This is a genomic window from Brevundimonas sp. MYb52 (assembly GCF_002979535.1).
Classification (GTDB): Bacteria; Pseudomonadota; Alphaproteobacteria; order Caulobacterales; family Caulobacteraceae; genus Brevundimonas.
The window spans coordinates 164,919-180,394 of record NZ_PCPB01000005.1 but is presented as its reverse complement, the minus strand read 5'-3'; the positions used below and the strand labels follow the sequence as shown (position 1 = coordinate 180,394).

At 68.1% G+C, this 15,476-nt stretch carries 15 protein-coding genes and 1 pseudogene; 9 read left to right on the top strand and 7 right to left on the bottom strand.

The window, feature by feature from the left end; all coding sequences use genetic code 11:
* Window positions 1-479: pseudogene (locus CQ039_RS08510) on the top strand (hypothetical protein); the annotation flags it as partial.
* Entirely contained in the window at window positions 476-1,594 is a 1,119-nt protein-coding gene (locus CQ039_RS08505) for a DUF2336 domain-containing protein (protein WP_105564997.1), read from the top strand. The pseudogene CQ039_RS08510 and the gene CQ039_RS08505, both read left to right, overlap by 4 nt.
* A 180-nt stretch (window positions 1,595-1,774) precedes the next feature.
* Here the strand turns inward: CQ039_RS08505 and CQ039_RS08500 are convergent, their stop codons facing one another.
* From CQ039_RS08500 to CQ039_RS08485, 4 genes are all read right to left on the bottom strand, one after another.
* Window positions 1,775-2,203 (bottom strand): MucR family transcriptional regulator, encoded by a 429-nt coding sequence (locus CQ039_RS08500; RefSeq protein WP_105564998.1) that lies wholly within the window; start codon window positions 2,201-2,203, stop codon window positions 1,775-1,777.
* 165 nt (window positions 2,204-2,368) lie between these two features.
* Window positions 2,369-3,583 (bottom strand): DUF2336 domain-containing protein, encoded by a 1,215-nt coding sequence (locus CQ039_RS08495; protein WP_105564999.1) that lies wholly within the window; start codon window positions 3,581-3,583, stop codon window positions 2,369-2,371.
* 68 nt (window positions 3,584-3,651) lie between these two features.
* A complete protein-coding gene (gene cysK, locus CQ039_RS08490; RefSeq protein WP_105565000.1) occupies window positions 3,652-4,632 on the bottom strand; it encodes a cysteine synthase A in 981 nt (326 codons plus the stop codon).
* A 104-nt stretch (window positions 4,633-4,736) separates the two neighbouring features.
* Complete coding sequence (locus CQ039_RS08485) at window positions 4,737-5,225, bottom strand: Lrp/AsnC family transcriptional regulator (protein WP_105565001.1); 489 nt, start codon at window positions 5,223-5,225, stop codon at window positions 4,737-4,739.
* Window positions 5,226-5,312: 87 nt separating this feature from the next.
* On the opposite strand from CQ039_RS08485, the gene CQ039_RS08480 reads away from it, so the two are divergent.
* Window positions 5,313-6,224, top strand: a complete 912-nt coding sequence (locus CQ039_RS08480; protein WP_105565002.1) for a DMT family transporter — start codon at window positions 5,313-5,315, stop codon at window positions 6,222-6,224.
* 125 nt (window positions 6,225-6,349) lie between these two features.
* Here the strand turns inward: CQ039_RS08480 and CQ039_RS08475 are convergent, their stop codons facing one another.
* A complete protein-coding gene (locus tag CQ039_RS08475) occupies window positions 6,350-7,852 on the bottom strand; it encodes a PAS domain-containing methyl-accepting chemotaxis protein (protein WP_233190338.1) in 1,503 nt (500 codons plus the stop codon).
* A 209-nt stretch (window positions 7,853-8,061) separates the two neighbouring features.
* On the opposite strand from CQ039_RS08475, the gene fliI reads away from it, so the two are divergent.
* The 4 genes from fliI to CQ039_RS08455 all read left to right on the top strand — a co-directional run bounded on the left by fliI (window position 8,062) and on the right by CQ039_RS08455 (window position 11,959).
* Window positions 8,062-9,399 (top strand): flagellar protein export ATPase FliI, encoded by a 1,338-nt coding sequence (gene fliI, locus CQ039_RS08470; protein WP_105565003.1) that lies wholly within the window; start codon window positions 8,062-8,064, stop codon window positions 9,397-9,399.
* 22 nt (window positions 9,400-9,421) lie between these two features.
* Window positions 9,422-9,835 carry a flagellar export protein FliJ gene (locus CQ039_RS08465; protein ID WP_105565004.1) on the top strand — a complete coding sequence of 138 codons (414 nt, stop codon included), beginning with the start codon at window positions 9,422-9,424 and terminating at the stop codon, window positions 9,833-9,835.
* A 162-nt stretch (window positions 9,836-9,997) separates the two neighbouring features.
* Window positions 9,998-11,050 (top strand): endo-1,4-beta-xylanase, encoded by a 1,053-nt coding sequence (locus tag CQ039_RS08460; RefSeq protein ID WP_105746544.1) that lies wholly within the window; start codon window positions 9,998-10,000, stop codon window positions 11,048-11,050.
* A gap of 231 nt (window positions 11,051-11,281) precedes the next feature.
* On the top strand, window positions 11,282-11,959 hold the full coding sequence (locus CQ039_RS08455; RefSeq protein ID WP_105564099.1) for a methyltransferase domain-containing protein: 678 nt from the start codon (window positions 11,282-11,284) through the stop codon (window positions 11,957-11,959).
* 275 nt (window positions 11,960-12,234) lie between these two features.
* On the opposite strand, the gene ctrA is transcribed toward CQ039_RS08455, so the two are convergent.
* Window positions 12,235-12,936, bottom strand: coding sequence for a response regulator transcription factor CtrA (ctrA, locus tag CQ039_RS08450; protein WP_105564098.1), 702 nt, complete (start codon window positions 12,934-12,936; stop codon window positions 12,235-12,237).
* A gap of 369 nt (window positions 12,937-13,305) precedes the next feature.
* Here ctrA and CQ039_RS08445 point away from each other — a divergent pair, with 369 nt between their 5' ends.
* On the top strand, window positions 13,306-13,692 hold the full coding sequence (locus tag CQ039_RS08445) for a chromosomal replication initiator DnaA (RefSeq protein ID WP_105564097.1): 387 nt from the start codon (window positions 13,306-13,308) through the stop codon (window positions 13,690-13,692).
* The gene (locus tag CQ039_RS08440) at window positions 13,689-14,411 is read left to right on the top strand and encodes a DUF6456 domain-containing protein (RefSeq protein ID WP_105564096.1); all 723 of its coding nucleotides are present in this window, start codon (window positions 13,689-13,691) and stop codon (window positions 14,409-14,411) included. The genes CQ039_RS08445 and CQ039_RS08440 overlap by 4 nt, the downstream gene beginning before the upstream one ends.
* 606 nt (window positions 14,412-15,017) lie before the next feature.
* Here the strand turns inward: CQ039_RS08440 and CQ039_RS08430 are convergent.
* Window positions 15,018-15,455, bottom strand: coding sequence for a SufE family protein (locus tag CQ039_RS08430; RefSeq protein ID WP_105564114.1), 438 nt, complete (start codon window positions 15,453-15,455; stop codon window positions 15,018-15,020).
* Window positions 15,456-15,476 lie beyond the last annotated feature (21 nt).

The window sequence follows — 15,476 nt, the reverse complement described above, 5'->3', positions numbered from 1 at the left end:
CGGTCGCCCCCGCGCCAGTTCCTCCTGCGCCGATCTCTCCTGCGCCAATCTCTCCTGCGGCTGTCGCCCTCGCCCCCGCTGCCGAGGCCCCGCCCGCCGACGCGCCCGTCGCGGACCCCATGGCCCCGCGCCGCGACGCGCCCATCTTCCGTCTGCAACGCCCCGCGCCAGCCGCCGCCCCGGCCGTGCAGGCCGCCGAGGCCGAAGGCCAGCCGGCGCTCGCGCCGACGCCCGCGCCCGTCGCCGAAGCGCCCGGCCAGAGCGGCGCCCGCTATTATTCGGTGCACCGTCAGGCCGGTCGCCAGCCCGACGCCACGCCCCTGCCCGCGCCGGCATATCTGGACGCCCTGCCCGTGGATCTGACCTCGGTGCCCGCCTCGACCGATCTGGCCGAGCCGCCCGCCGCGCCCAACCTGATCCGCAACGCCAACGGCCGCCTTCAGGCCCTGCCCGACAACCAGGACCCCATCCTGCCATGAGCGACGGCTCCGCCCCTCTTTCGGCCGACGACGCCGCCTCGCGCCTGCCCGACCTGATCGCCCTGGCTCAGGAGCCGTCCAGCGAGAAGCGCCGCGCCCTGCTGCGCGAACTGACCGACCACTTCTTCGGCGCGCCCGAGCGCAGCGAGGCCGAAACGGCCCTCTACGGTTCGGTGCTCAGCGACCTGACCGACGCCATGGAGGTCGCCGTTCGCGCCGAACTGGCCCAAAAATTCGCCGAGGCCGTCGATGCGCCCATCCAGTTGATCCGCCGACTGGCCAATGACGAGGCCGAGGACGTGGCCGAGCCCGTCCTGCGCGCCTCGCCCATGCTGACCGAGGCCGACCTGATCCAGGTCATCCGCTCGCGCGGCCAGGGCCACATGCGCGCCGTCAGCCAGCGCGCCGAGGTGTCCGAGGCTGTGTCCGATGCTATCGTCGAGCGCGGCGACGACGAGACCCTGGGCGTCCTGCTCGGCAATGACGGCGCCCAGATGTCGCGCGCCGCCTGCGAAGCCGCCGTCGAGCGCGCGCGCGTCAACCCGGCCCTGCACGCGCCCACCGTCGAGCGCGCCAGCCTGCCGCCCGACCTGCTGAACGAGATGTATTTCGAGGTCGAAGCCCGCCTGCGGCAGCGCATTCTGGAACAGAACGCCCGCATGGACCCGGCCCTGCTGGAAAGCGCCCTGGCCGCCGGCCGCACCCGCGTCGCCACCGACGACGGCGCCCTGCCGCCCGACTACACGGAGAGCCTGGCCTACGTCGAGGAACTGCGCGCGGCCAACCAGTTGACGCCCCAGGTCCTGGCCCGTTTCCTGCGCTCGGGCAGCCGGACCTCCTTCCTGATCGCCCTGTCACAGCTGGCCGACATCGACTTCCACACCGCCCGTCAGATCATCGAACGGCGCGAACTGGACGCCCTGGCCGTGGTCTGTAAGGCGGCTGACCTGGATCGCGCCCTGTTCCTGACCTACGCCGTGGTCCTGCTGAACACCGACGGCGACGCCATGGGCAAGGCCCGCGCCTATGCCGGCATGTATAACGACCTGACGCACGAAGCCGCCCAGCGCACCCTGCGCTTCTGGCGCATGCGCAAGGCCATGCACGCGGCTTGACTGAGTTTTGAGAGTCGCCCCTCGGGCCCCCTCCCCCCTCGAGGGGGAGGGCTTTTGAACACCCTGAGCGCCTCCCAAACGCGCTCAAGCAGCCCGAAGGGCGATGGCGCCTCTGGAATGCAAAAACGCCCGCCTTCCTTTCGGAAGACGGGCGCTGCTCCAACCTTGAAAAGGTCGGGCTTACTTCTTGGCGCGGGCGGCGCGGGCAGGTTTGCGGCCGCCCTGGCCCAGGCCCATCTGCTTGGCCAGGTCCGAACGGGCCTTGGCGTAGTTGGGGGCGACCATCGGATAGTCCTTGGGCAGGCCCCACTTGGCCCGGTATTCCTCGGGGCTCATATTGTATTTGGTGCGCAGGTGGCGCTTCAGCGACTTGAACTTGCGGCCGTCTTCCAGGCAGATCAGGAAGTCAGGCGTAATCGACTTGCGAACCGGAACCGCCGGTTCCTTGGGCTCGGGCTCAACTTCAACCGGGGCCGAGGACACGCCCGAGAGAGCGGCGTGGATCTGAGCGATCAGGCCAGGAACGGCGTCCGCCGATACGGTGTTGTTGCTGACGTAAGCCGACACGATGTCCGCCGTCATTTCGAGCAGTTCGGGTTTTTCTTCCATGGGGGGATCGCCTGTTTCAGGAGCCAAACGCGTTCGACTGATCAATCCCGACCCGTCGGAGCTTGGTTTCATACGTATGTTTGAGAACAATAGCAATGCAAGCATAGAACATCGCCCGACGGGCGAACTGTTCTAACTACATCAACTGAATTCAGTCGTCCCGCCTCAACGACCGAAGTTATCCGCCAGGGCCAGCATGGCGGCCCGTTCGGGCGCGGAGTATTCGTCGATCAGGTCCTCGTCGCCCTCGCGGATGGCCTGAAGCAGGGTCGGGGTCAGGGCCGAGGACAGCGACCAGTTCCAGTAACGCAGCACGGTCTGCGCCCGGTCGACCGCCAACATCTCATAGGTGATCTGCACCCGCTCCCAGTCGGGGTGGACCTCGCCGTCGGCCGTGACCTCGGGCCGCCGCAGTCCCTGCCACAGCAGTTGAAGGTCCAGCCGCGACAGACCCGTCGCCTTGCACAGGATGGCCAGAGGCTCGCCGCCCACATCGCCCATGATCTTGGCTGAGGTCAGCGGCTTGACGCCCGACAGATAGCCGATCTCGCCGACCAGTTCGCGCGTCATGCCCCTGGCGGCGGCGGCGACGGCCGCCTCCAGCCCGCTATAGGGGCTCTTGTCGATGGCCGCTCGGTTGCGCTGGCGCCGCTCGATGAACTGCAGGGCCTTGCGCGTCACCGGATCGGACCACCCCTCGGCGGCGACCAGGGCGAACAGGTCCTCGACGCTGTCCTGCAAGACTTCGCGCGACACGGCGAAGCGCTGCAGGATGACGCGGCGCTCCTCGGCCCCGCACCACCAGAACATGACATAGGCGCCCGACGGCCTTAGCTCGGGCCGCTTCAGCAAGGGCGCGCACAGACCGCGGCTCTGACGGCTGATCGCCACCACGCCTTCGATCGCCGCCTGGGCCAGACGGGCCGAGGCGTTCCTCAGCACCGCCTCGACGACGGCCTCCTCGCCAAGGCTCAGCAGGGCTTCGGTCACGACCTCCGACAGCCCCCGGCGCTCGGCGATCAGCAGTCGATGCTCGAGCCCCGCATCGCGGGCGCAGCCGATCAGGTCGACGTCGGTCAGGGCGGCGCACTGCTCGATCAGGGGCGCCGCCACCGACGGCTCGTCGCGCAGCAGCAACCGCGCCAGACTGTCGGGCAACTCGGCCAGCGGGGCCAGGCGCACCGCCACCCGGCGCCGTTCCTCGACCGAGGCCTGGCGCAACAGGTCCACCAGCAGATCGCCCGTCACCGCTCGCTCAAAGGCGTTGATCCGGCTGGCGGGCAGGCAGACGACATCGGCCAGCCGCCGCAGCAGCATCTGGCGAGCCTTCGACGGCCCTGGCGGAGCGTCAGCGTCGATTTTGACAGCCGGACTGGTCATGGCTGCTACGCTAGCGCGAGCCGGTTAACCGTGCGTGAGGGGCGAAACGCCAGGGGATCTCCCTCCCCCTACAAGCCCTCGAACAGGGCCGTGGACAGGTAGCGTTCGGCGAAGTCGGGCAGGACGACGACGATGGTCTTGCCGGCGTTCTCATCCAGGGCCGCCTGGCGGAAGGCGGCGACCAGGGCCGCGCCCGAACTGATGCCGACCGGCACGCCGTCGGTGCGGGCCACGCGCCGCGCCATGTCAAAGGCGTCCTCGTTCGACACCTGCTCCACGCCGTCGATGACGCCCGTGTCGATGACCGGCGGGATGAAGCCGGCGCCGATGCCCTGGATCTTGTGCGGACCGGGCGCGCCGCCCGACAGGACCGGCGAGGCGGTCGGCTCGACCGCGACCATCTTCACCGAGGGCTTCTTGGCCTTCAGCGCATGGCCGACGCCGGTGATGGTGCCGCCGGTGCCGACGCCCGAGATGACGATGTCCACCGCGCCGGCCGTATCGGCCCAGATTTCCTCGGCGGTCGTGACCTCGTGGATGGCGGGGTTGGCGGGGTTTTCGAACTGCGACGGGCTGACGGCGCCGGGCGTGCGGGCGATCAGGTCCTGGGCCATGCCGATGGCGCCCTTCATCCCCTGCTCGGCGGGGGTCAGCACCAGTTCAGCGCCCAGCAGGGCCAGCATCTTGCGACGCTCGATCGACATGCTTTCGGGCATGACCAGGATCAGCTTGTAACCCTTGGAGGCGGCGACGAAGGCCAGGGCGATGCCGGTGTTGCCGGATGTCGGCTCGACCAGGGTGGCGCCCGGCTTGATCTTGCCCGCCTGCTCCAGCGCCTCGATCATGGCCACGCCGATGCGGTCCTTGACCGAGTTGATCGGGTTGAAGAACTCCAGCTTGGCCAGCACGGTCGCCTTGGGGGCCAGTTCCTTGGTCAGATTGGGCAGCCGCACCAGCGGCGTGTCGCCGATGGTGTCGACGATGCTGTCATAGACCCGGCCGCGCCCGGCCTTGGTGTGGCGGCTGGCGTCGTAGGCGGTGTCGGACATGGGGAGCGCTCCGTAGCGGCGAGTTCAGCTTAAGTGACAGCCCTTATACGCGTCAGGCAAGATCATGCCGCACAGGAATTCTGCGGGCCGCTTAAGCCCAGCTATCAGGGTCGCCGCGCCAGCGCCCGTCGCGCCGGGTCAAAGGGCAGGACTTCGCGGATCGAGATAAGGGTCTTGAAGGCCCGCACCCGCGCGTCGTCGTTCAGCACCTGGCGCGTGAAGACCTCATAGGCCTCCATCGTCGGCACGCGGACATAGAGGATGAAGTCGGTCTCGCCGGTCACATACCAGGCGGCCTGGACCTCGGGTCGGGCCGTCAGCTTGGCCAGCAGAGCGTCCAGGACCGCCGTCCCTTCGCGCTCCATCTCGACCAGGACATGCATGGTCAGGGCGCGCTCCAGCCGCGCCTCGTCGATCACCGCCACGTCAGCGACGATGACTTTTTCATCGCGCAGCCGGCGCAGGCGTCGCGACACTGCCGATTCGGACAGGCCGACCTTGTCCGCCAACACCCTTGCGGGCTGTAGATTGTCGCGCCGGACCAGATCGAGCAGGCGACGGTCGAAATCGTCGAGCGTGACGGTTTCTTGCATGTAACATCTTTCTAACGCAGGTTTATTGCATTCTAGCAGCAGAAATCAGCGAGAAACACAGACGGCTTTTCACTAGGTTCCCGGCCGATGTCCTCCCCGACCCTTGACCTGAATTCGCCGCGCCTTTCGGCCGCCCTGCCCTACCTCGCCCTGGTCGGCGGGATGGTGTCGCTGGCGGTCGGCACCTCCTTCGCCAAGAGCCTGTTCCCGCTCGTCGGGGCCGAGGGCACCGCCGCCCTGCGCGTCGGCCTGTCGGCCCTGGTCCTGATCGCGATCTGGCGGCCCTGGCGGTTCCGTCTGACCCGCGCCGACGCCGGGCGGGTGCTGCTCTACGGCCTGGTCCTGGGCCTGATGAACCTCAGCTTCTACATGGCGCTGCGGACCATTCCCCTGGGTCTGGCCATCGCCATCGAGTTCAGCGGCCCGCTGACCCTGGCCCTGATCCATTCGCGCAAGCCGGTGCATTTCGCCCTGGTCGGCCTGGCCGTCGCCGGCCTGGCCATGCTGCTGCCGATCTGGAGCGGGGTTGAGGGGCTGGACCCGGTCGGCGTGGGCTACGCCGCCTTCGCGGGCCTGTGCTGGGCCCTCTACATCGTCTTCGGCAAGCGCCTGTCGCATATGCATGCGGGCCAGTCGGTGGCCCTGGGCATGAGCACCGCCGCCCTGGTCATCCTGCCGTTTGGCGTCTCGACGGCAGGCGCGGCCCTGCTGGCGCCCTCGGTCCTGCTGCTCGGCCTCGGCGTCGCCCTGGTGTCCAGCGCCCTGCCCTATTCGCTGGAGATGATCGCCCTGCGCCATATCCCCAAGCGCACCTTCGGCGTCCTGCTCAGCGTCGAACCGGCCATCGGCGCCATGGCGGGCATGATCCTGCTGCACGAACAACTCAGCCCGCTGCAATGGCTGGCCATCGGTTGCATCATCGCCGCCTCGATCGGCGCAGTGCTGACGGCGCCGAGAGGTCAGGGACAGCCCCTGACCGAACCCGGCGCCCCGGCCTGACGATCAGATGAAGGCCCTGATCGCCTGCCTGCGCGCGCCGGTGCTGAACATCGCCGCCGGGGGCCTGTTCGGCCTGATCCTGGCCGTGGTGATGCGGCTGGTGATCCGCCGCATCTTCTGAGGGATCAGAACTCGGTCCACTCCTCCGACAGGCCGCCGTTGGCCACGGCCCGCAGGCGGGTCCTCTGGGCTTCCAGTGCGGGCGGGGGCCCGGACTGCGGCCCAGGCTGGGACCTCGGCGGAGCCGTCATCTGGCGCACCACGCCGCTTTCCTCGCCGGTGCGGAAGCGGCCGACCATCCGGGCCAGACCTTCCGCCTCGGTCTTCAGATTGGCCGCCGCCGCCGTGGTCTGTTCGACCATGGCCGCATTCTGCTGCGTGACCTGATCCATCTGGTTCACGGCCTGATTGACCTGGCTGAGACCCGAGGACTGCTCCTGGGCCGAGGCGGCGATCTCGGCCACCAGGGCGTCCATCTCGCCCACCTTGCCGGCGATGGCGTCCAGCGACGCGCCCGCCTCGCCCACCAGCTTGACCCCCTGCGCCACCTCGGCGGCGGAGGCCGAGATCAGGGTCTTGATCTCCTTGGCCGCTTCGGCCGAACGCTGGGCCAGGGCCCGGACCTCGGAGGCCACGACGGCGAAACCGCGCCCGCTCTCGCCCGCCCGCGCCGCCTCGACCCCGGCGTTCAGGGCCAGCAGATTGGTCTGGAAGGCGATCTCGTCGATCACGCCGATGATGTCGCTGATCTTGTTCGAGCTCTGACGGATGCCGTCCATGGCGTTAATGGCCTCGCGCACCACCTCGCCCGAGCGATCGGTCTGACCCCGCGCCTCACCGGCGACGCTCGAGGCCTGACGCGCACCCTCGGCGCTGCGCTGCACCGTGGCCGTGATCTCGTCCAGGGCGGCGGCGGTTTCCTCCAGGCTGGCGGCCTGCTGCTCGGTGCGGCGTGACAGATCGTCCGAGGCGCTGGAGATCTCGTCCGAGCCGCCGCGCAGACCGGACACCGCGTTCAGCACCTGGCCCAGGGTCTGGCGCAGGCTGTCGACCGCGCTGTTGAAATCATCCTTCACCCGGCCGTGGGCGCCGCTCATGTCCTGTTCGATGCGGGCCGTCAGGTCCCCGTCGGACAGACGCGCCAGATTGGCCGCCAGGACCTCGACCAGGGTGTTCTGCGCCGCCTCGGCGGACAGACGCTCAGACTCGCGGCGCGCGGCCGCCTGCTCGGCCTCGGTGATGTCCACCGCCAGCTTGATGACCTTGGCCGGGCGGCCGTCCGCCCCCATGACCGGATTATAGGAGGCCTGAAGCCAGACCTCGCGCCCGCCCTTGGCCAGACGCCGGAACTTGGTCGCCACGAAGCGCCCCGCGTTCAGATCGCGCCAGAAGTCGGCATAGGCCGAGGTGGCCGCCTCGGACGGGTCCATGAAGGTGCGGTGATGCTGGCCCCGGATCTCCTCCAGGGCATAGCCCATCGTCTTCAGCAGGTTGTCGTTGGCGTCCAGGATATGCCCGTCGAGATCAAACTCGATCACCGCCTGGGATCGGCCGATCGCGGCCATCTTGCTGTCGAGGTCATGGAGCTTCTGCTCCGCATCACGGTTTTGACGACCCTTGCCGAACATCCAGTCCGCTCCTTAGGCGTTATGACTCGATTGATGACCGCACATTTTACATTCAACTATAGGTTCAGAAACCTACATTTTTCTTGGATAGGATGTAAGGGCGATCCCGTAGGCGGACTTCACCGCTCGTTAACCACGATGAGGCATTCGTTAACGGATAGAGGCGCTGCGTTCGGATCACCTGACGCAGCCCGAAGGGGCTCTCTTTCTTGCGCAATCTCGTCGCCGCCGTCGAAGCGATCGACCCGCTGGTCGTCACCGGCAAGGTGGCGGGCGTCAGCGGCCTGCTGATTGAATCGCGCGGCGGCCTGTCGCGTCTGGCCGTCGGCGCCCGCGCCGAGATCCAGCGACGCGGACAAGCCCCCCTGCCCGCCGAGGTCGTCGGTTTCCGCGACGCCAAGGCCCTGCTGATGCCCTTCGGCCCGGTCGAGGGCGTGGCCCCCGGCGCCGACATCCGCATCATCGATACCGCCGCCAGCGTGCGCCCGACGACCGCCTGGCTGGGCCGGATCATCGACGCCTTCGGCCTGCCCATCGACGGGCTTGGCCCGCTGCCGCAAGGCGCCGTCCCCTATCCCCTGCGCGCCTCGCCGCCCCCGGCCCATTCGCGCGGACGCGTGGGAGAGCGGCTGGATCTCGGCGTGCGCTCTATGGACGTCTTCACCACCACCTGCCGGGGCCAGCGCCTGGGCATCTTCGCCGGTTCGGGCGTGGGCAAGTCGGTGCTGCTGTCCATGCTGGCCAAGCAGGCCACCTGCGACGTCGTGGTCGTCGGCCTGATCGGCGAGCGGGGCCGTGAGGTCCGCGAGTTCATCGAGGAGACCCTGGGCGAAGAGGGCCTGAAGCGCGCCATCGTCGTGGTCGCCACCTCGGACGAGCCGGCGCTGAAACGGCGCCAGTCGGCCTATATGACGCTCGCCATCTCGGAATACCTGCGCGATCAGGGGCTGGAGGTCCTGTGCCTGATGGACTCGGTCACCCGCTTCGCCATGGCCCAGCGCGAGATCGGTCTGGCCGCGGGCGAGCCGCCGACGACCAAGGGCTATACGCCGACTGTCTTCACCGAACTGCCCAAGCTGCTGGAACGCGCCGGTCCCGGCCCGATCCGCCCCGACGGCACCGAGGCCGGGCCGATCACCGCCCTGTTCACCGTCCTGGTGGACGGCGGCGACCATGACGAGCCCATCGCCGACGCCGTGCGCGGTATCCTGGACGGCCACATCGTCATGGACCGCAAGATCGCCGAGCGCGGCCGCTTCCCCGCCATCGACGTGCTGAAATCGGTCAGCCGGACCCTGCCCGGCTGTCAGACCCCGCCCGAGCGCGAACTGAACCGCCGCGCCCGTCAGTGCCTGTCGGCCTACGCCAACATGGAAGAGCTGATCAAGATCGGCGCCTATCGCACCGGCGCCGACCCCGTGGTCGACCGCGCCATCGCCCTGAACCCCGCGCTCGAGGACTTCCTCGGCCAGGACAAGGACGACCACACCAGTTTGAGCGAAAGCTTTGACCGCCTGGAAACCATTCTGAACCAAGGAATGGTGTAACCGTGATCTGGAAGACCTCCGAATGACCGCTTGGGCCCAATCCTTGATCCGCATCTCCAACTACGAGGTCGAGACGCTGCAGAAGCGTCTGGCCGAGGTCGCCGCCCGCAAGGCCGAGGCCGAGATGCGCGTCGCCGTCCTGGACGCCGAGGTCGAGATCGAGCGCCAGAACGCCCGCCTGGACCCGACCTCCGGCATGATGCTGCAGGCCTATCTGAAGGGCTGGGCGCTGAAGCGCGCTGACGCCGAAGGCGTGGTCGCCGCCGTCTCCGCCGAAGAAGAAGGCGCCCGCGACGCCCTGACCAGCGCCTTCGAGGAGTTGAAGAAGTTCGAGCACGTCGCCGAGGCCACCCGCCTCAGCAAGCTGCTGGCCGCCGCCAAGCGCGAAACCGCCGCCTTCGACGAAATGGGCCTGAGGCGCCGTGCGGGGGGCTAGGCGCAACGCCTCTCCCTCCCCTTCATGGGGAGGGTGGTCGCGCAGCGACCGGGTGGGGGCGACTTCGCAAGCCTGCCACGCCCTTCTGATTAGCCAAGCCCTCCCCACCCGTCTGACGCTGCGCGTCAGCCACCCTCCCCATGAAGGGGAGGGAGAAGCCTGATGCTTTCCCGCCGCGCCGTCCTCGCCACCCCCCTGGCCCTGGCCGCCTGCGGCTCGGCCCCGCCGCCGCCTGCGCCGCCGCCCCTCGCCCCGCTGAAGTCCACCGCCCCCTTCCCCGTCGGCCTCAGCGCCATGACGGGCCAGCTCAATGATCCGCAATGGGTCGAACTGGTGCGCACCCACTTCAATCAGCTGACCCCCGAGTGGGAGATGAAGATGGAGCGGATTTTGACGCCGACGGGCGGCTATGACTTTTCGGCTGCCGACCGCATCGTCGCCTTCGCGCGCGACAACGCCCTGCGACTGCACGGCACCACCCTGATCTGGTACGCGCAGGACCATCCCTATTTCCAGGACCTGGATCGGGCCCGGTTCGCGACCGAATACGACCGCTGGATCGCCACCGTCGCCGGGCGCTATCGCGGGCAGGCGGTCGGCTGGGACGTGGTCAACGAGCCGGTGACCAATGACGGCGCGGGCCTGCGCGACTGCCTGTGGAGCCAGCGCCTGGGTCAGGACGGCTACATGATCCGCGCCTTCGAACAGGCCAAGGCCGCCGACCCGGACGCGGTCCTGTTCATCAACGACTATAATCTTGAGAACACGCCGAAGAAGGGCGCGACCTTCCTGCGCACCGTCGAGCGCCTGCTGAAGGCCGGCGCGCCGATCGGCGGACTGGGCACCCAGTCGCACCTCGACATCGAGATCCCCGCCGGTCAGACCGCCGCCTTCATGCGCGAGCTCGCCGCCTTCGGCCTGCCGGTCCACGTGTCCGAACTGGACGCCTCCTTGCGCGTGGACCGCCGCCTCGACACCCGGTCGCAGGCGCTGAAGCTGGAGCAGCAGAAGGCCCGTGTGGTCGAACTGGCCGAAGCCTTCATGGCCCTGCCCCCGGCCCAGCGCTACGCCTTCACCGTCTGGGGCCTGCGCGACACCGACAGCTGGCTGCGACGCGAGCCTGAGGACGACGGACGCGACCAGCCCCTGCTGTTCGACGCCCTGGGCCGGGCCAAACCGCTGGCTGCGGCGCTGGAAACCGCGTTCCGGGGCTGACTTCAATCCTCCCCTGCGCAGCGGGGGAGGGGGACCATGCGCAAGCATGGTGGAGGGGGCGAGTTCGAGGCGCCGCGATAGATTTCGAAGACTAGCGTTTTCAGATCGCTCAGGCCTGAGCTTGTAGCCGCCCCCTCCACCGCTACGCGGTCCCCCTCCCCCGTCGCTGCGCGACAAGGGAGGATCAAGCGGTTTACCGGAACGCAAGCCTCACCGTGATCTAACGGCGTCATGAAACTGATCCACGCCCTTCAGGACAACGCCGACCCCAACTCGCTGGTGTCGCGCTTTCGCCGCGCCCGCGCCAAGCGCGTCACGGCGCTGATCGAGGCCATCCACGCCGAGAAGGGCGCGGTGCGGATCATCGATCTGGGCGGCGAGCCGGAATACTGGAACCTGTTTCCACGCGACTTCCTCGACGCGATGAAGGTCCACATCACCCTGGTCAATCCCGGCGGCTTCGACGCGGTGGACGAGACCCTGTTCGACAATGTCGACGGCGACGCCTGCTCCCTGCCCCAATACGCGGACAACAGCTTCGACCTGGTTCACTCCAACTCGGTGGTCGAGCACGTCGGCGACTGGGTGCGGATGGAGGCCTTCGCCGCCGAGGCGCGGCGCCTGGCCCCGCGCTACTATGTCCAGACGCCCTATTTCTGGTTCCCGATTGAGCCCCACTTCTCGGCGCCCTTCTTCCACTGGCGCAGCGAACAGAGCCGCGCGCGCGCCCTGATGCGCAAGGCCCACGGCTTCTCGCAGAAGGCCGCCGACATCGGCGCCGCCATGCGCGACGTCCAGCACGCCCGCCTGCTGGACAAGACCCAGTTCCGCTTCCTCTTCCCCGACGCCGCCCACCACGACGAGGTGGTCCTGGGCCTGACCAAGTCGGTCATCGCGGTCAGGGGCTGATCCCTGCTCCACCTCCCCATTTCATGGGGAGGTGGATCGGGCGCGCACGAGACGGAGGGGGCGACGCCGCCTTGTCCGGGTTGGCGCTTCAGACGGCTGGCTGCGGCGACGCCCCCTCCACCGCTACGCGGTCCCCCTCCCCATGAAATGGGGAGGAAAGAAAGCCGCGCTCAAGCAGGCCGAAGGCCGTTAGCGCACCCAGAATGCAAAAACGCCCGCCGGTTTCCCGGCGGGCGTTTTGATCTCGAACCCTGAGTGGAGGCTCAGGGCGTCTTTCAGGCAGCGACGTTGATCGCGCCTTCCGACGGGTCGCGCAGGACGTAGCCCCGGCCCCAGACGGTTTCGATGTAGTGCTTGCCGCCGGCGGCCGTCGCCAGCTTCTTGCGCAGCTTGCAGATGAAGACGTCGATGATCTTCAACTCGGGCTCGTCCATGCCGCCGTAGAGGTGGTTCAGGAACATTTCCTTGGTCAGGGTCGTGCCCTTGCGGAGCGAGAGCAGCTCCAGCATCTGATATTCCTTGCCGGTCAGGTGCACGCGGTGACCATCGACCTCGACCGTCTTGGCGTCCAGGTTCACGGCGATCTCGCCGGTGTGGATGATGGCCTGGGCGTGACCCTTGGAGCGACGGACCACGGCGTGGGTGCGCGCGATCAGCTCGTCCTTGTGGAAGGGCTTGGTCAGATAGTCGTCGGCGCCGCCGCCGAAGGTCTTGACCTTGGTTTCAATCTCGTGCGTGCCCGACAGGATCATGACCGGCGTATTGATCTTGCCGACGCGCAGCTGACGCAGAACCTCGAGGCCGCTCATGTCGGGCAGGTTCAGGTCCAGAAGAATGAGGTCGTAGTCATAGATCTTGCCCAGATCGATGCCTTCTTCACCCAGGTCGGTCGTATAGACGTTAAAGCCTTCCGACTTGAGCATCAGTTCGATGCTCTGGGCCGTGGCGTGATCGTCTTCAATCAGCAGGACGCGCATTCATGCCCCTCCAGGCAAAGCTTGGGTGCGACCGCCAAGGGAGACGGCCGGGTAACCTTGTTCCAACGTTAACGGGTCAAAACCTTAAGAAGGGTTAACGGGTCCCGATATGAAACGCTTAGGCTGATTTGCGAATCGCCGTCGAGAGTCCCGAGTCAAGGATTCGTTAATTTATTAACCATGCAGCGCGCGATGCCCCCTTGACGCGCGAAACATTCCCCGGTCGCGCACTCAGTCGTCCACAGCCGATCCCGCGCCCGACAAGGCGAAGCGTCCGATTCTGACGTTCATTAGGACAAGATTCCTAACACACCCCTCAATAGGACAGATGATGGGGACAACAGAAAATGTTCGGGAACTGCTGCGACAATGGAATCCTATCGGGCCGAGCCCTATCGCGTGCCGGTGACGGAGGGCGACCGCATCCGCGCCGACGCGGCCCTGCATCTGGCGGCCTACGCGTTTGGGGTGCCGGCGACCGAGATGCTGCGGCGTGAGCGGACGCGGCCCCGCGCCTGTCGCGCCCGCTGGTCGGCCATGTATCTGGCCCATGTCTCGTTCGGCTGGCCGCTGGAGCGGGTCGGCCACGCCTTCGGCCTGAACCGGGCCACCGCCTCGACCGCCTGTCGCTGGGCCGAGGATGCGCGCGACGACGACCGCTATGACCGGGTGATGGACGGGCTGGAGACCAACCTGCGCGCGGTGGCGGAACTGCCCGCCGTCGACCTGGCCCTGGCCATGGGAGCCGCCCGATGAGCCGGGCGCTGGAACGGGCGCGGTCGCTGCTGGACCGCCCTGGCGCCTGGCTGGATCAGTCGGGCGCCGCCTATCCCTTGCGCCTCGGCGGCGACCGGCGCGGGCGGGTGGTGCTGACCCTGGACGAGGCGGCGTTTCGCGCCCTGGTGGAGCGGCCCGGCCTGAGGCGGCGCGACGGCGGCGGCTGGCTGCCTCGGCCCACGCCCGCCGCCAATACCTCGCTCACCCCCTCCCCGCCGGCCGGTCGTCCCGGTCTGATCGAGGGCGAGCGCCCAGTCATGGAGGCCGACGGTCGCCTGACCTGCCGCCGCGCCAATCTGGGCGAGAGCCCCGTCGCCTGGCTGGCCCGGCGCAAGGACGCCTCGGGCCGCCCCTGGCTCAGCGCAGCCGAGGTGGCTGCGGGCGAGCGTCTGCGGACAGAGGCCGAAATCGCCCTGTCCGGCCCGTCGCTGACCATGCGTTGGGACGCCCTGCCCCGCGCCGGCGGCGGCAGTTCCGCCCGCGTCGAACCCACCGACCGCGCCCTCTCGGCCTCGGCCCGCGTCGAGGCCGCCTTGGGCGCCTGCGGTCCGCGCCTTCGCGCGCTCGTCGAGCAGGTCTGCATCCACGGAACCTCGCTCCAGTTGGCGGAACAGCACCTGTTCCTGCGCCGCCGACAAGGCAAGACGCTGCTCAAACAGGGGCTGCAGGCGCTGGCCGAACATTACAGGATCGGGTGACGGCAGAGCCCGTCCTGAAGCTCCACTGTATGCATCGCCATGCATCGACCGGAGCGGTGATGGCGGCCCTCAACCGACGCCAGACGACCTGACACCGGGAGCATCCCGCGCTTCAGTCCACAAAAATCGTCGTTATCCACAATTGTCAACAATTGTTAAGGACGGCGCCTTGGCCGTGTGGCTCGGTGATTCGCATGGAACCCTTGGGGGAAGCAGATCGCGCGTTGGACGCCTTGTGGCGGGGGCTTTACGGCCAGCCCCTTCCGCTTCGCGGCGCGGCGAAGCTGGCCCTCGAGATCATCATTGAAACCGAGAGGCCCCAATGGCTGCCAGAATCCGCCGACGTCGTTCCGCTTGGAGCCTCTCGCCCTTCGAGGCCCTGCTCCTGATCCTGGCCCTGGCCGCCCTCCTGGGAGCCTTCCTGTCGATCGCCTGATCGCCTGAGGCCCAGATGAAAAGGCCCGCCCCGGCGACCGGGGCGGGCGAAGTCAGAGGGATCACACGATCCGCGAACGCGCCATGCAGGTCAGACGCGTTCAGCCGAGTCGATCGAAGCCTTTCCGGGAACTTCGATCATCCCCCAGAAGCCATAAATCAACATAACTGTCAATATGACGCTGCAGCATCCCTGATGCGGCCAACCATGCTGTTCAGGCCGTTGGCGCGTTGGCGCGTCAGGGCCGAGGGCAGGCCCAGGCGGTCCAGGGCGGCGCGGGCGTCAAAGGCCAGGATCTCAGCGGGCGCGCGTCCGGAGTAGAGCTTCAGCAGCAGGGCGATATTGCCCTTGGACAGGGCGCTGTCCGAATCCGCGTCAAAGAACAGCCGCCCGTCGGCGCGGCGGGTCGACAGCCAGACCTGGGCGGCGCAGCCCGGCACCTTGTTGGCCTCGATCCGGGCGTCCTCCGGCAGGGGCGCCAGACCCTTGCCCAGGTCGATGACGTATTCGATCCGTCCCTCCCAGTCGCCCAGCAGGTCGAATTCCTCGACCAGTTCGGCCAGGGTCTCGTCAAGGGTCAGGGCGGGAATGACGTCGTTCGAGCTCATGCGGGCGACATAGGCCCCGGC

Coding starts and splice junctions, on each gene's coding strand:
- cysK (WP_105565000.1), bottom strand. CDS start 4,632: ATGTCCGACACCGCCTACGACGCCAGCCGCCACACCAAGGCCGGGCGC.
- CQ039_RS08475 (WP_233190338.1), bottom strand. CDS start 7,852: ATGTTCGGCAAGGGTCGTCAAAACCGTGATGCGGAGCAGAAGCTCCAT.
- CQ039_RS08430 (WP_105564114.1), bottom strand. CDS start 15,455: ATGAGCTCGAACGACGTCATTCCCGCCCTGACCCTTGACGAGACCCTG.
- CQ039_RS08485 (WP_105565001.1), bottom strand. CDS start 5,225: ATGCAAGAAACCGTCACGCTCGACGATTTCGACCGTCGCCTGCTCGAT.
- CQ039_RS08505 (WP_105564997.1), top strand. CDS start 476: ATGAGCGACGGCTCCGCCCCTCTTTCGGCCGACGACGCCGCCTCGCGC.
- CQ039_RS08460 (WP_105746544.1), top strand. CDS start 9,998: ATGCTTTCCCGCCGCGCCGTCCTCGCCACCCCCCTGGCCCTGGCCGCC.
- CQ039_RS08445 (WP_105564097.1), top strand. CDS start 13,306: ATGGAATCCTATCGGGCCGAGCCCTATCGCGTGCCGGTGACGGAGGGC.
- CQ039_RS08455 (WP_105564099.1), top strand. CDS start 11,282: ATGAAACTGATCCACGCCCTTCAGGACAACGCCGACCCCAACTCGCTG.
- CQ039_RS08465 (WP_105565004.1), top strand. CDS start 9,422: ATGACCGCTTGGGCCCAATCCTTGATCCGCATCTCCAACTACGAGGTC.
- ctrA (WP_105564098.1), bottom strand. CDS start 12,936: ATGCGCGTCCTGCTGATTGAAGACGATCACGCCACGGCCCAGAGCATC.
- CQ039_RS08500 (WP_105564998.1), bottom strand. CDS start 2,203: ATGGAAGAAAAACCCGAACTGCTCGAAATGACGGCGGACATCGTGTCG.
- CQ039_RS08495 (WP_105564999.1), bottom strand. CDS start 3,583: ATGACCAGTCCGGCTGTCAAAATCGACGCTGACGCTCCGCCAGGGCCG.
- CQ039_RS08480 (WP_105565002.1), top strand. CDS start 5,313: ATGTCCTCCCCGACCCTTGACCTGAATTCGCCGCGCCTTTCGGCCGCC.
- CQ039_RS08440 (WP_105564096.1), top strand. CDS start 13,689: ATGAGCCGGGCGCTGGAACGGGCGCGGTCGCTGCTGGACCGCCCTGGC.